Origin of the sequence: Clostridium coskatii (assembly GCF_001675205.1) — a bacterium.
Taxonomy (GTDB): Bacteria; Bacillota; Clostridia; order Clostridiales; family Clostridiaceae; genus Clostridium_B; species Clostridium_B ljungdahlii.
Window position 1 is genome coordinate 1 of the sequence record NZ_LROR01000106.1, and the last position, 14362, is coordinate 14362.

The 14362-nt window shown below is 28.9% G+C and carries 13 protein-coding genes; all 13 read right to left on the reverse strand.

Going from position 1 to position 14362, the window contains the following annotated elements:
* Nucleotides 1-159: 159 nt before the first annotated feature.
* Nucleotides 160-1167 carry a dTDP-glucose 4,6-dehydratase gene (locus tag CLCOS_RS20660; RefSeq protein ID WP_063600819.1) on the reverse strand — a complete coding sequence of 336 codons (1008 nt, stop codon included), beginning with the start codon at nt 1165-1167 and terminating at the stop codon, nt 160-162.
* 332 nt (nt 1168-1499) lie between these two features.
* Nucleotides 1500-2327, reverse strand: coding sequence for a hypothetical protein (locus CLCOS_RS20665; protein WP_063600818.1), 828 nt, complete (start codon nt 2325-2327; stop codon nt 1500-1502).
* Between the two features lie 589 nt (nt 2328-2916).
* Nucleotides 2917-3054, reverse strand: coding sequence for a nucleotidyltransferase substrate binding protein (locus CLCOS_RS23040; protein WP_343217903.1), 138 nt, complete (start codon nt 3052-3054; stop codon nt 2917-2919).
* Nucleotides 3051-3314, reverse strand: a complete 264-nt coding sequence (locus CLCOS_RS20670) for an HI0074 family nucleotidyltransferase substrate-binding subunit (RefSeq protein ID WP_275507186.1) — start codon at nt 3312-3314, stop codon at nt 3051-3053. Before CLCOS_RS20670 ends, CLCOS_RS23040 begins: the two co-directional genes overlap by 4 nt.
* A complete protein-coding gene (locus CLCOS_RS20675; RefSeq protein ID WP_063600817.1) occupies nt 3298-3600 on the reverse strand; it encodes a nucleotidyltransferase family protein in 303 nt (100 codons plus the stop codon). The genes CLCOS_RS20670 and CLCOS_RS20675 overlap by 17 nt, the downstream gene beginning before the upstream one ends.
* A gap of 359 nt (nt 3601-3959) precedes the next feature.
* The gene (locus tag CLCOS_RS20680) at nt 3960-5009 is read right to left on the reverse strand and encodes a glycosyltransferase (RefSeq protein ID WP_063600816.1); all 1050 of its coding nucleotides are present in this window, start codon (nt 5007-5009) and stop codon (nt 3960-3962) included.
* A 213-nt stretch (nt 5010-5222) separates the two neighbouring features.
* Complete coding sequence (locus CLCOS_RS20685) at nt 5223-6143, reverse strand: flagellin (RefSeq protein ID WP_063600815.1); 921 nt, start codon at nt 6141-6143, stop codon at nt 5223-5225.
* Between the two features lie 159 nt (nt 6144-6302).
* Nucleotides 6303-7631, reverse strand: a complete 1329-nt coding sequence (gene rfbH, locus CLCOS_RS20690) for a lipopolysaccharide biosynthesis protein RfbH (RefSeq protein ID WP_063600814.1) — start codon at nt 7629-7631, stop codon at nt 6303-6305.
* A gap of 2 nt (nt 7632-7633) precedes the next feature.
* Complete coding sequence (gene rfbG / locus CLCOS_RS20695; protein ID WP_063600813.1) at nt 7634-8731, reverse strand: CDP-glucose 4,6-dehydratase; 1098 nt, start codon at nt 8729-8731, stop codon at nt 7634-7636.
* A complete protein-coding gene (locus CLCOS_RS20700; RefSeq protein WP_193756613.1) occupies nt 8721-9626 on the reverse strand; it encodes an SDR family oxidoreductase in 906 nt (301 codons plus the stop codon). The genes rfbG and CLCOS_RS20700 overlap by 11 nt, the downstream gene beginning before the upstream one ends.
* 7 nt (nt 9627-9633) lie before the next feature.
* Complete coding sequence (locus CLCOS_RS20705) at nt 9634-10086, reverse strand: dTDP-4-dehydrorhamnose 3,5-epimerase family protein (protein WP_063600811.1); 453 nt, start codon at nt 10084-10086, stop codon at nt 9634-9636.
* An 18-nt stretch (nt 10087-10104) separates the two neighbouring features.
* Nucleotides 10105-10878, reverse strand: coding sequence for a glucose-1-phosphate cytidylyltransferase (gene rfbF / locus CLCOS_RS20710; protein ID WP_063600810.1), 774 nt, complete (start codon nt 10876-10878; stop codon nt 10105-10107).
* Nucleotides 10879-10994: 116 nt separating this feature from the next.
* Complete coding sequence (locus CLCOS_RS20715) at nt 10995-14351, reverse strand: glycosyltransferase (RefSeq protein WP_063600809.1); 3357 nt, start codon at nt 14349-14351, stop codon at nt 10995-10997.
* Between the last annotated feature and the right edge of the window lie 11 nt (nt 14352-14362).

The following is a 14362-nucleotide window of genomic DNA, read 5'->3' on the forward strand; positions in this document are numbered from 1 at the left end:
GAATAACCACCTTCACCACGCTGATAAGCTTCAATTACTTTCTTTTTAAATTCAAAACTATATTTTGCCAATAAAAAACCAACCTCCAATCGTTAGATTTTAGGTCTAACTTTTGGGGGTCGGTTCAGCTATTGGTGCTTTATATAGCCTAAAGAGATATTATTTTAGCAGTTTAGTTCCCTCTATCCAACGTTCAGTTTCTTCAATTCCCTTCTCCAATGTATATTCTGGCTCCCAATTTATAAGGTCTCTTGCCTTCTTATAATTGCACTTTAATTTCATAATTTCACTTTGAGGATAAATATGTTTTACATGTCTTACTTTAACTCTGTTTTTCGTAATAATTTGGGCTAATTCATTTATAGTAACATCTCTTCCAGTACCAGCATTAACTATCTGCCCATTAACTTTATCATAGTACCCTGCCATTGCCAAAAATCTTGCACAATCCTTAACATATAGAAGATCTCTAGTCTGCTCTCCTGAACCATATATATTTATATTTCTACCATGCAGTGAATTGTTTATAAATGCAGCAACTACGCCGCCTTCTCCTCCAGTTTTCTGAAATGGTCCATAAGTATTAAAAGGTCTTACAACTACCGTTGGAAGTTTATATGCATTATAATAAGAAAGTACCATATTTTCTGCTGCTATTTTGCTTCCGCCATAAGGTGACACAGGCTTTACTGGATGCTTTTCATCTATTCCTTCCTGCCCTGACACATCATAAACCATACACGTACTAGTAAACACAACTTTACATGGATAAGTATCTTCATTAGGATCAAGTACCCAGCCGTCTCCATCCACCTTTCCATTTCTACCAAACATTTGAATTCTAGCTCTCTCAAGTATATTAAAAGTACCTACTACGTCGTTATAAAAAGTAGTTTTTGGATTCTCAATGCTGTCTTGAACATTTATAGATGCTGCCAAATGATATACTATATCGAACTTTTCTTTAAATATTTCATCTAACTTATTTTCGTCTCTTACGTCTCCACCTATAAACTTGAAGTTAGGATTATTTTTAAATTCCTGTATATTCTCAATTCTTCCATTAGATAAATTATCAAAAGCTGTAACTCTATGACTATCTTTCAGCAGTTTTTTTACCATCCAGTGTCCAATAAAGCCAGCTCCTCCTGTAACTAATATGTTCATCATATTCTACCTCTTTTCCAAATATAAAAATAATTAATAATTAAGAGTTAAGAATTACTAATTCTAGTTGTGAACTGATTACTTCATATTATTTAATTTATTCTATAAAAGTATTTAATATCCTCTTTTATCTTATAAATATGGCCCCGTCATATCTGAGCACTGTTACTTCTCCTCATCTTGCCATCATATTAAAGTAATATCTATTATTTTTTCTCTGATGAGTAAAAGAGTCGTACCTATAAAATCAAATTTTTTTGTTATAGCATAAGGCATAAAATTCCACTTCATGAAGTGGAATTAAAAAATCTATGCTTTTCTTTTTAATAAAATTAACTTAGAAGTTGTGAAACAATACTATTTTCTAACCTAGATGATTGACAGTCCAGTGCATTAGTGGCATTTTCTAAAATCGTTTTGGAATTATTTAATGCAATACGTGCAGTATACTCATCCATAGCTTTTAATTTACATAAGTCTTTAACTGTCATATCTACTACCATATTCTGATACATAGCATCATCTGCAAGTCCTCCTATTTGGCTTTTTATATTATCAGAATACTTATCCAAAGGTTTTATCAAATTATTCTCTATTCTACTAGTGTCCTTCAATATATCTGTTATACCTAGTTTTCCTTCAATATGAAATTTCTCATCGCCATTTTTTCTTTTATTATCTTTATCTACATCAGAGTCAATACTTATATCAAAAGGTTTTAAATCTATAACAATATCAGATCCATGATTAGTTTCTACATTAATCTGATTCTCTCTAAAAGTATTATCTCCAAAAGTAGAGTTTACTACACTATTCATATAACTTATTATTTCATTGGCCTGTTTTTCTGCAGCTTTCTTATCTTCATCTGTCAATTTACCACTATTATATTCAGAAGATATTTGTTTCAATTTCTGCGACATATCTTTTAATGAATTTACAGCTTTATTCTCATCTTGAAGAAAAGAAACTCCTTCTTGTATATGTTTCTCTGAAGTTTGTGCCTTACTTAATTCAGCTTCTAATTCATTTACTTCTAAAGTATCAGCCATAGATTTTTGAGAATCTAGCCTTGTTTTTACTGCATTTGCCAATTTTTTATTTTGATTATTGTAGATACTTAAAAAACTACTTTTAAATTTAATTTTTGAAATATTCATAATTACACACCTTTCTACTTAAAAGTTGAGAATTAACAACGGATAGCTAAATACTTCATTTCTCTTTTATTAACTATTTATGTTATCGTAGATAAATGGAAATCTTTACACCAAAGTAAATAATAAATAATTAAGTTTCCCATATTTGTAACGATAAAAGTTTTGGGAAGATATCATTATATAAAATCTGTTTTGGAGATGATTACATGACTATAAACTCAATTCAATCAAAAGCTGTAAATATAAATGGTTTATCTCGTGATAATAAACTAAGCAAAAAAAACAAAAAAATTCAATAAGTAATATTAAATCTAATAATAATGTAATTCAAGCTTTAGAAAAAGAATCAATTCAGGATCAAATCCAGGGAATTAAAGATAGCAATAAGGCTGATTTTTAGCTATCGCAAAAAATCTTTAAATTTGTATGAACCTGCAATGTTTCGCCTTAGCAAGATGAATTACAATTAGCTTCTACCTTCCTCCAATTTCCTTACATTTTAATTTTATTACAAATAATTACATTTGGTAAAAATAAACACCAACAGCTTATATGCTAGCTATCGATGCCTACTTACATCTTTCAGAATTTATACTCCCGAGGTACTTTTAAGGAATTTCTCCAAATCATTAAATTCATTAATATACACCTTTCTGATTCTTTCAACTATATTTTTAGCAGTAATTTCATCATACATGTGAGATGTTCTATTCCTATCTAACATCATCTCAATCCATAAGTCCCCATTAGTATTATATTGTGTTTAAAGGCCACTTTTATGGTGCTTCTTGGTGCTAGAGCTTCGTCCAATATTCCTTGATCCTCAAGATACAACTTCATAACTTTCCAACTTTGCTCAAATATAAATTCAAATCTTTGAATAATACCATCTATTATTATATCATCTGTAATATCTTTTTCTAAGGCTTCTCTTAATCTAGTCAATGCATTTATAAAATCACATATTCTTTCATTTAATCTTTTCATTATATATAACAACACCTTCTTTTAATATATTTTCTATTAATTCCTCTTTACTAATTTCATTAATGGATAATATATCAAAGCTTAAACACGTATTTAATTCATTTAAATCCATATTTATTTTTGCTAAAATTAAATGAGTTACACCTTCACCAAATATACATAGATCTATATCAGAATTATTCCTATTATCTCCTCTAGCCCGTGACCCAAATAACAAAACTTTTTCAATTTCTGTATATCTACTAAAAATCAATTCTAACTCACTTTTAAACTTATCGTCTATCAATTTTAATCACCCATACTAAAAATAAGATTCTGCCACCTGCTTCTAAAAAAGTAATTCATTATCCATATTACACCACTCTACATTACAAGTTTAACATTTCATTATTACAAATTCAACATGCAAATTCCTAGTGGAATATCTAACAATAAACTTCCACTATATTCTTTTGCCTGCTACCTACATTCTATATAATTGCTTTAACACACCATTTAAGGCTTGAAGTATACGCTCCCTCATGCCTTCCCATGACATTTGATTTCGACTTTTAATAAATGTATTATTTAAATTTTCCAAGATGGCAAAAAAGAACAACCACTTACACCTATTCCTAATTTTGAAAAATTTACATCTCTGGGGTTCTAAAGCATTTTGATCCTGTTTCTTGCCTGCTCATAGTTGCCACACATATTATAATATTCTATAGCTTTTTCTCTAAAACCAAGCACTTCATAAATAACACCTATATTATAATAAGAATTGTATGTAGTTATTCCTTCTACCTTACTATACGAAAATTTAGTACACTCTAAAAAGCTTTCTACTGCCTGTGTAAACTTAGCATTATTCATATATATTAGTCCCATAAGGAAATGAAAATCAGCAGACTTTGAGTAAAACTCAATACAGTTTTCTAAAATAAGTGCCTCTGAGTACCTATTGCTATTAATTAAAGAATATCCATAGGTCTCTACCAAATCCTCAACATATTCCAGCCTAAAATCCAACTGAAAGGATAAGGCTCTTTCAAAATAGAAAGCAGAAGCTTTATAGTCCTTCATCATATAATAGGACTTACCTAGTTGAAAATAAAGATAAGGATCTTCTGTATTATTTTTTACTGCTATTTCCAATAAGTCTATATTTCTTTTAAGTTTATCTGTTCTTTTTAATACTTCCTTTGTATAGCCTACATGCTCTGCAGTTATATCTACCATATGTGTTTCATAAGTTTTGCCATCTAAAGCTGTAATCTGTTCATGGATTATTCCTTCATAGTGAAAATAGTTTTTATTAAAAAGTCTATTTACCCTCTCTATATATTTCTTATCTCTACTCGAATCCTCCATTATATTAATTCTCTGAATCCTACCCACTTTATTTTTATTTGAAGAATTGTTTATAAATCTATCTATATTATATCTAAAGAACTCTGTTACAAACTCATCTGCATCTAAAACAAGTATCCAATCATTTAATGCTTTTGATATAGAAAAATTTCTAGCTTTGGAAAAATCGTTGCTCCACTTAAAATCATAAATTTTATCTGTAAACTCTAAAGCAATAGACTTTGTACTATCTTTTGATCCTGTATCTATAATAACTATCTCATCCACAAAATTAGCTATTTTTGATAAACAATTTTTTAAATTTTCTTCTTCATTCTTAACTATCATGCATAAAGTTAACATATTTTTACCTCTATAATTTAGTAATAAGCTTCTACTTTATTATAATCTATAACAATCATCTTTTTCCATTATTAAAGGTATATTTTTATTATGGTCACAAAAAGTTAATTTCATGCAAACATTAGTTCTTTTTAGCCAGCTATGTATACTAAAAAAGAGCATCCATTGCTGATTGCTCTTAAAATTTCCAAAATTTACATCACTGGGGTATCTTTATAAAGATTTTAAAAGTTCAATTATACCTTCTGGTTTACGATCGACTTGCATAAACATTGCCTGACAACACTGATAAAGAATATTCTGCTTCGTATATTCCATCATTTCCTTAGCTATATCAGCATCAGTTATTCTAGATTCTGCAGCTTCTAAATTTTCAGCAGTATTATCAAGATAGTTTATTCTATATTCTAATGCATTTTCCATAGCCCCCAAACTAGACCTTGAAGACGACACTTGATTTATAGCATCATTATAAATTTTTATTGCAGCTCTGGCATTTTCAGGTGTAGAAAGATCTAAAGCATGCCCTGAAGCATCATTACATTTTGTAGTTGAAAATCTACCTGTAACACTTCCATCCTTTGATTTTATTTCAGCACCAGCTGCTCCACTTATATTGATTGCATTTGATTTCATATCTGGAATTGGTACTCCCATAATTTGACCTTGGTTTGCACCCACTTGAAGTTTAAGATTAGAGTTAGCCTTATCGCTTCCATCAGGATCTAACAATTTTATTGTGTTAAATTCTGTATCCGTAGCAATCTTATTAATTCCTGAGGTCAGCTCATCTACCTCTATCTGTATATTTTTTCGATCCTGGTCGGTTAAAGTACCATTAGATACTTGAACTGCTAACTGCCTAAGTCTTTGAAGCATTGATGTAGTTTCATTTAAGGCTCCATCTGCAACTTGAATTGCAGAAATACCATCCTGTGCATTTCTTGATGATTGCTGGAGTCCCCTTATTTGTGCTTCCATTTTTTCTGAAATACTAAGCCCTGCCGGATCATCTGCTGCACTATTAATTCTACGCCCTGAAGAGATCCTTCTCATAGCTCTACTTGCAAAAGCTAAATGTATATTCATATATCTACATACCATTATGGCATCAATATTATGATTAATAAACATACAACTACCTCCATATAAGGCTTTGTGGCAGTTATCCTTTACTACCAACATTTACACATATAATCTTTTTTCGTATAGCTTTCATGATTACTTTAGGAATTTTTATATAAAAATAAAGATATGCTACTTTTTTTACATTACATAAATTCATCAATATCATTATTTGTTTAAATAATTTCCAAATCTGTCTATTATATATTTGATTCGTTCATCATCAATCCCTGGCCAAACACCTATCCAAAAAGTATTATTCATAACAATATCTGTATTTTTTAAATCTCCAATTGCTCTATACTTTATGTTATTTTCCGTAAATAAAGGCTGCTTTAATATATTACCTGCAAACAATAACCTTGTTCCTATCTTATTTTCTTCTAAAAAATTAATAATATCATTTCTATTAAATTTAGAATTTTTCCTTATAGTTATAGGAAATCCAAACCAACTTGGTTCACTATTTTCTGTTGGCTCCGGTAAAATTAAATGTTCCTCAAATTGTTTTAACCCATAATACAATTTTTTATAATTTTCTCTTCTTTTTTTTATAAATTTGGGTAATTTTTTAAGTTGAGATACACCTATGGCTGCCTGCATATCAGTGACTTTTAGATTATATCCGAAATGCGAATATACATATTTATGATCATATCCAAATGGCAAATCTCCATGCTGCTGTGAAAATCTTTTGCCACAAAAGTTATCTCTTCCTGGTGAACATATGCAATCTCTTCCCCAGTCCCTTATAGAACGAATTATATTATGTAAATTCAAATCATTTGTAACTACAGCTCCACCTTCACCCATGGTTATATGATGTGCCGGATAAAAACTATATGTCGATATATGTCCAAAAGTTCCCGTATATTTACCATTGTATTCAGCACCAAGAGCATCGCAATTATCTTCTATAACCCACAAATTATACCTTTTAGCTAATTTCATTATTACATTTAAGTTAAATGGATTGCCTAAAGTATGTGCTAAAATTATAGCTCTTGTTTTATCAGATATGGCATTTTCTATATTATCCGCTTTTATATTATATGTTTTCAAATCTACATCTACAAATACAGGTACAAGATTATTTTGAATTATAGGCGATACTGTTGTTGGGAAACCAGCCGCAACAGTTATTACTTCATCGCCTGGTTTCAATCTTTTTTCTCCTAATTTATAAGATGTTAAGGCTGTAAGTGCTATCAAATTCGCAGAAGATCCTGAGTTTACAAGTGAGCAATATTTTACACTTAAAAAATCAGAAAATTTCTTTTCAAACATATCTGCATATCTACCTGATGTCAGCCACATATCCAAAGATGCATCGATTAAGTTAGCTAAATCATTTTCATCCAATACCTTGCCTGATGCTGGTATGTAAGTTTTACCTGGTATAAACTTATTTGTTGACTGCTTATTATGATAAAATTTTCCAGCTCTATTTATAATGTCCTCTCTAGCAGACTTTTCATCAAAACTTGAGTTGTTCATTTTCATTCACTCCATATCAAATTATGTATTTTAGCTTCATTTTCATAATCTCCTATTTGTTTCATGGTATAATCATACATATTTTCATTACTATCTTCATAATATTTTTTATACCACTGCATTGTATTATCTACAGCCTTCTCTACGTTATATACCGGATACCACTTCAAATAGGTATTAGCTTTACTTATATCCAGTTTTAGTAGATTTGCTTCATGGGGTTGAATTGATCTATCTATTTCAATTTCACCTTTTTCTAAATTTTTTACAGCAAGTTTTAAAATTTGCTGAACATTTAATACATCAGTACCTTTTGGCCCAAAGTTCCATCCACCACTATATTTTTCCTTATTTTGAAGCATTAACGCACCAAGCCATAAGTAACCTGATAAGGGTTCCAATATATACTGCCAGGGTCTTGTTGCCAATGGATTCCTTATTACAATTGACCTATCTTCAGAAACTGCCCTTATAAAATCGGGTATCAATCTATCTTTAGCCCAATCTCCTCCACCAATTACATTTCCTGCTCTAACCGAAGACAAGGCAATACCACTTTTATTATAAAAACTATTTCTATATGCTGATACAACAAGTTCGTCACAGCCTTTACTTGAACTATACGGATCATATCCCCCCATAGGATCTGTTTCCCTATATCCATATATCCATTCTTTATTTTCATAGCATTTATCTGTAGTAATAACTACCACAGCTTGTACACTTTCTACCTTCCTAGCTGCTTCTAATACATTAACTGTTCCCATAATATTCGTTTCATATGTTTCTCTAGGTTCCTTATATGAAATTCTCACAATTGGTTGTGCAGCCAAATGAAAAACTATATCAGGTCTGTATTCTTTGAAAACATTTATTAATTTAGAATAATCTCTTATATCCCCAATTATACTTGTAATTTCAGTACCTAACTTACAAACTTTAAACATAGAAGGTTCTGTTGGAGACTCTAGTGAATACCCTATAACCTTTGCGCCAATTTTTTTAAGCCATATGGAAAGCCATGAACCTTTAAAACCAGTATGTCCTGTTACAAGTACTCTTTTTCCATCGTACACATTATTAAATAAATTATTCTCCATATGCTTCCTCTACCTTATATTTATCATGATTTAATTTTACATTTTTAAGCCCTTCATCTATTCCCAAAGGCTTAATTTTTAAAAGTGATATTAACTTATCAACTTTTAGCCCTGCATTAAGTGGTCTACTAGCAATTTGGCCTAAAGATATTGTTTTTACTGGGATTAATAAACTTTTATTTAATTCTAAAATTTCTGCTGCTCTTACCGCAAATCTATATCTATCAATAACATCGTTTCCAACTACATTAATTACACCTTTAATATCTTTATCGCAAGATTTCTCAATTATCATTGATAAATCATTACAATATGTTGGACTACTTATTTGATCATTAGGTATTTTCATAGATTTATTTTTACTAAGATTATTTATTAATTGCATTATAAAATTTTTAGAATTTAGATCCCATCCGTATATAACTGTTGTTCTTGCGATTAAATAGTCCTTAATTTCACTTTTAATAATTTTTTCAGCCTCGAGCTTTGTTTTTCCATAATAATTTATAGGAAATTCTGCATCTTCTTCATCATATGGTCCGTTCTTACCATCAAATACATACTCTGTAGATATATAAACAACCCTACAATTATATTTTTTGCAAAACCCTACAATATTTTTTATTCCAATTACATTTATTTCGTAAGCTTCATCTTTATTTGCTTCACAATACTCAACATTAGTTAAAGATGATGTTATTATTACTATATTTGGTCTTACTTTATCAAAAGTACTTTTAATGCTATCTAACTGCATCATACTTAAATATTCAAAGCTATTCATTTCATTTTTAAAATATGTACCATATGTTTCATAATAAGTATTAAGTTTAAAAGCTTTATATAATTCTTTTCCTAAAAATCCTGATGCACCTACGATCAATACTCTTTTCAACATATCACTACCTATCTTTTAATTTCCAATCATATTTTATTAAATCATTTTTATGAGGATCTAAACGAATCATTTTATCATCCTTATGTATAGTACTAATAAGGTCAGCAACTATTGCCTCATCATTTCCTACACACTTAAATCCGTTCCACACATTAGGAGGTATTTGAACAAGACAGTAATTTTGATCACCCAAATATATTTCTTGAATTTCACCTCTTGTTGTTGAACCTTCTCTATCATCAAATAAAACCAATTTTATCATACCTTTAATTACAGCATAATTTAGAATAGCACTTTGATGAAGATGCCATCCCTTAACAACTTCAGGATATATAGTTGAGAAATATATTTCTCCAAATCCTTTAAATTCACTATCACAAGATTCCTGCATCTTCATTATAGTGCCTCTATCATCTGGTATTTTCCTTAATGGCTTTACTATCACTCCATCTATCATATCGCAGTCACCTTCTTATTAATCCCATATTTTCCATGGTGCATTACCACTTTTCCACAAATTTTCAAGCTCTATTTTATCTCTTAAAGTATCCATCGGCTTCCAAAATCCTTTATGCTTATATGCAGAAAGTTGATCTGAATTAGCTAAAGTCTCTAATGGTTCTTTCTCCAGTACAGTAGTATCATCTCCTAAATAATTAAATATTTGAGGTTCAAATACAAAAAATCCACCATTAATCCATCCACCATCACCTACAGGCTTTTCTACGAATGTATTAACTTGTCCATCTTCACTAATATTAAGTGCTCCAAATCTTCCTGCAGGTTGAACAGCTGTAACAGTAGCTATTTTTTTATGTAGTTTATGAAAATTCAAAAGTTCATTTATGTTAACGTCAGAAACCCCATCACCATATGTAAGCATAAAAGTTTCATCACCTATGTAATCTTTAATTCTTTTTAATCTACCACCGGTCATAGTATTAAGACCTGTATCAATAAGTGTAACTTTCCACGGTTCAGCCTTACTATTGTAATATCTTATATCACCTGAACACAAATCTACTGTCATATCACTCATATGAGTATGATAGTTAGCAAAATACTCTTTTAACATATATCCCTTATATCCACAACATACTATAAAATCATTTATACCATAATACGAATATATATTCATTATATGCCATATTATAGGTTTACCACCTATGTCAACCATAGGTTTAGGCTTTAGCATTGTTTCTTCAGTAATTCTTGTACCAAATCCACCTGCAAGTATAACTGCATACATTCTTATCATCACCCCTAATCTACATTTTTTGAAGTATTTCTATTGTAACAACTTTACATTAACTTTTTTATCTTTATATTTTAAATATAACTTTTAATTAATAATTTACCATAAGACTACTCTTGTTTAGCTATATTAATTACATAATACTTAATTAATGACTTTTTATAATCATCTTTTGAACTAAATAATATATTAGCCTTAATACTATCTAGTAAATTACTATTTAAGTTATACATCTCTGTTTTAGTACTTTTAGCATAATATCCATGATTCTTTAGCATATTATAAAATTTATCAATTGTTATATTCTTTAAACTTATCTGACTAATATTTAAATCTACACTATTATTTTTAAGTAATTTAATAAAACTATTAGTATTTTCTAACTTTAGTAGTAGTTGTCCATGACTTGTCAGCAAATGTACCATTTGTTCTAAAATTTCATATGGATTATCATAGGAATTTATAGGCTTTCCTAATATAATATAATCAAATTTATCTCCTTTAAAATGTTGAAAGAGATACTCTATTCTATCTACTTCAACTTTTCCATCACAAATAGTTTTTAAATCAAGCCAGTATTTTGCTGCCGTAGAAAAAGAAGATAACCTTGTATCAAAAATGCCATTATTTCTAAGTTTATTTTTCAATTCTAATATAGGTGTACCACAAAGTACATCTATTCCAAGTATATTATATTCACATTTATTAAATTGTATTTCTGCAGAAGATATCATCGTACATTCATAATTACTTGCATCATTCCATGCATCAATACCATAATATTTATCTTTAAATATTTTTCTACCTTCCTGTAATGATTTACTTGAAACAGCTACCCCCTTATCTGTAATTTTTCCTGCATGACATACAAAAGCATCTTTGCATAAAACAGCTTTGTATCCTGCTCTTCTCACCCTAAATGTTATATCATCATCTGCAAAATCATGAAAAAATCCATAATCTATAAACCCAATAACATCTAAGCATTCTTTTTTAAATAAAGTTCCTAACGTAATTAGCCTAACACGTTCTTCCCATTTTCTTGAATCTGAAACGTTGTATTTTTCAGCCTTTACCTGCATATCATCAAAATCTTTATATCCCAAATTTATGCTTTGTTGATTAGTTACATAATCACAAACAGGATTAACCATACCTATCTTGTCATCAGACATTGCACATTTAAGCATGTTTGAAAGCCAATTTTTTGTAACATAAACATCATTAGGCATATTTATGATATATTTTCCATTGCTTTCTTCGTAACCACATTTTGCTCCATATCCTGCAGCAACATTTTTGGTAATCCTTACGACCCTTTTTCTTGGATGTTTTACATCTTTGAAATATTCAAATGTTCCATCGTTTGAACCATTGTCAACTAAAATAAGTTCATAGTCAACATCCTTCGTATATTTAAGGACACATTCAACACATTTTTTTGTATACTTTTCCAAGTTATTATAAGCTAGTATAAAAATACTAACTATTGGATTACTATCTTCACGTGTTGCATCAAGATAATTCTTTCTTAAAGTATAAACATTATTTTGAGATTGTAATTTAATCTTGCTCCGAGGACTCTTTACAACAACTTCATAATTCATCATTTTTATCTCACTTATATGATTATAAATCTGTTTCTTCAATTCAATATCATCAGTTAATTCTAAAGTTTTATTATAAATTTTAATGGCATTATCATATTCTCCAATATTTTCATAAAAACAAGCTAAATTATAATTTAGCTCAAAGCTATCTCTTAATAATTTTATACCGCCTAAACACACATTTCTTTCATCAAGTAATTTATTCTCAATAGCACCCAAAGCAATCTTCATAGAATATGCATTTTTTTCAAATACTACCTTGTATTCTTTAGATTCTATATTAGTATTTAAAAATTTCTTATTATAAAATACAGGATCATACCAACCAACTTTTTTTAATAATTCAGCTCTACACATTAGCACACATGGAAGTAAACTAGCTTTCTCATTCATTTCTTGAATATTACTAAACTTTAAGTCAATTCGATGAAGATTAGACATACTACTTGCACCTGACGAAACATATCCTATTTTATCATCAGATTCAATACACTTTATCAAGTCATCTAGCCAATTGTAAGTAAAAATAAAATCATTACAAACACATGCAATATATTTTCCATTAGAATAAAATATTCCCTCATCAAATCCGTTACATATCCCAACATTTTTTTCTATATTCACTATTTTCACATTATCAAGACTATCAAAATAATCTTTTGTTTCATCCGTAGATCCATTATTAACAAGTATCAATTCATAATTAATATCTTTTGTAAACTCTAAAATGCTTTCTATACACTTTTTCGTATAATCTAAATGATTGTATGCAAGTAACACTACACTAACCAAATTATTTTTATTTTTTCTCTTATCTGTATATGTAACTTTATTCTTAGATTCAACAGTATTAAAAACTTTTTTTAAAAACATAAGAGCTAAATTGTAATACTCATCTGCAGTCTTTTTTAATTTTATACACAACTCATTATAATTTTTATTTATATTTTCTATATTATTTATAATTTTACCAGCATTCATATCAAAAGCTGACAAAAACATAGTATCTTCCTTGATAATAGATTTAAGATCAAGAAAATCTAAATCACATCCAATTGATATAAAAGGTTTTCCTAACCCTGCCGCTATAGTTGATACAATAGTCCCCATATCAATTATCATACTGCTGTTATTGATCATATTTAGTAATTTAAATGTGTCTTTACTAGGAATATATTTTACATTTTTATCTTGAAATCTATTTATAAATTCTTTACATTTATTTTCTTCACCTGTGGAAGTTATAATTATTTTGTTACCCTTATTTAAAAGAATTTGTACTAATATTTCAAGTTGTTCCTTATTCCATCTTAAATCATCTTCATTTATTTTGTTTCCATGCTTAGTATAGTTTATAAATATATACTTTTCAAACGGCACTTTTTCCATTCCTTCAGAATATCTATTAACATCTTTAAATCTACACAAATGCATCAATATGTTACCAATTACATTTAATTTATCATTTTTAAATAGTTTACCAGAAATGTATCCACTGAAAGCTGCAACAAGCCAATGGACTTTTTCTATTTTTAAATCTGTTTTTTCTTTACCTTCTTCAATAATTTTTACCGTCTCTTTCAATTTATCTTTTCCTAGCTCCGTATATCCATTAAAAGATATTATAGGTAAATTGCATTTCAAAATATTATTATAAATATGTTTATACTTTTCATCCATGTTTAGTTTTCTCATATTAAAAAAAACTAAATCATAAAAGTTTAAATTTTCATTCATATTACTTAAGTTATGTACTATTGCATTTATTCCAACTTCTTTTATTAAGTTTTTGAAGATATCAAAAAAAATATCATCTTCAAATTCACTAATAAACAATAAATTGTAGTATCTTCCCATATTTTCTCCTC

Excerpts from the sequence above, each read along its gene's own strand:
- CLCOS_RS20660 (WP_063600819.1), bottom strand. The coding sequence starts at position 1,167 with ATGAACATATTAGTTACAGGAGGAGCTGGCTTTATTGGACACTGGATG.
- CLCOS_RS20665 (WP_063600818.1), bottom strand. The coding sequence starts at position 2,327 with ATGAATATTTCAAAAATTAAATTTAAAAGTAGTTTTTTAAGTATCTAC.
- CLCOS_RS23040 (WP_343217903.1), bottom strand. The coding sequence starts at position 3,054 with ATGATGTTAGATAGGAATAGAACATCTCACATGTATGATGAAATTACT.
- CLCOS_RS20670 (WP_275507186.1), bottom strand. The coding sequence starts at position 3,314 with ATGAAAAGATTAAATGAAAGAATATGTGATTTTATAAATGCATTGACT.
- CLCOS_RS20680 (WP_063600816.1), bottom strand. The coding sequence starts at position 5,009 with ATGTTAACTTTATGCATGATAGTTAAGAATGAAGAAGAAAATTTAAAA.
- CLCOS_RS20685 (WP_063600815.1), bottom strand. The coding sequence starts at position 6,143 with ATGTTTATTAATCATAATATTGATGCCATAATGGTATGTAGATATATG.
- rfbH (WP_063600814.1), bottom strand. The coding sequence starts at position 7,631 with ATGAACAACTCAAGTTTTGATGAAAAGTCTGCTAGAGAGGACATTATA.
- rfbG (WP_063600813.1), bottom strand. The coding sequence starts at position 8,731 with ATGGAGAATAATTTATTTAATAATGTGTACGATGGAAAAAGAGTACTT.
- CLCOS_RS20705 (WP_063600811.1), bottom strand. The coding sequence starts at position 10,086 with ATGATAGATGGAGTGATAGTAAAGCCATTAAGGAAAATACCAGATGAT.
- rfbF (WP_063600810.1), bottom strand. The coding sequence starts at position 10,878 with ATGTATGCAGTTATACTTGCAGGTGGATTTGGTACAAGAATTACTGAA.
- CLCOS_RS20715 (WP_063600809.1), bottom strand. The coding sequence starts at position 14,351 with ATGGGAAGATACTACAATTTATTGTTTATTAGTGAATTTGAAGATGAT.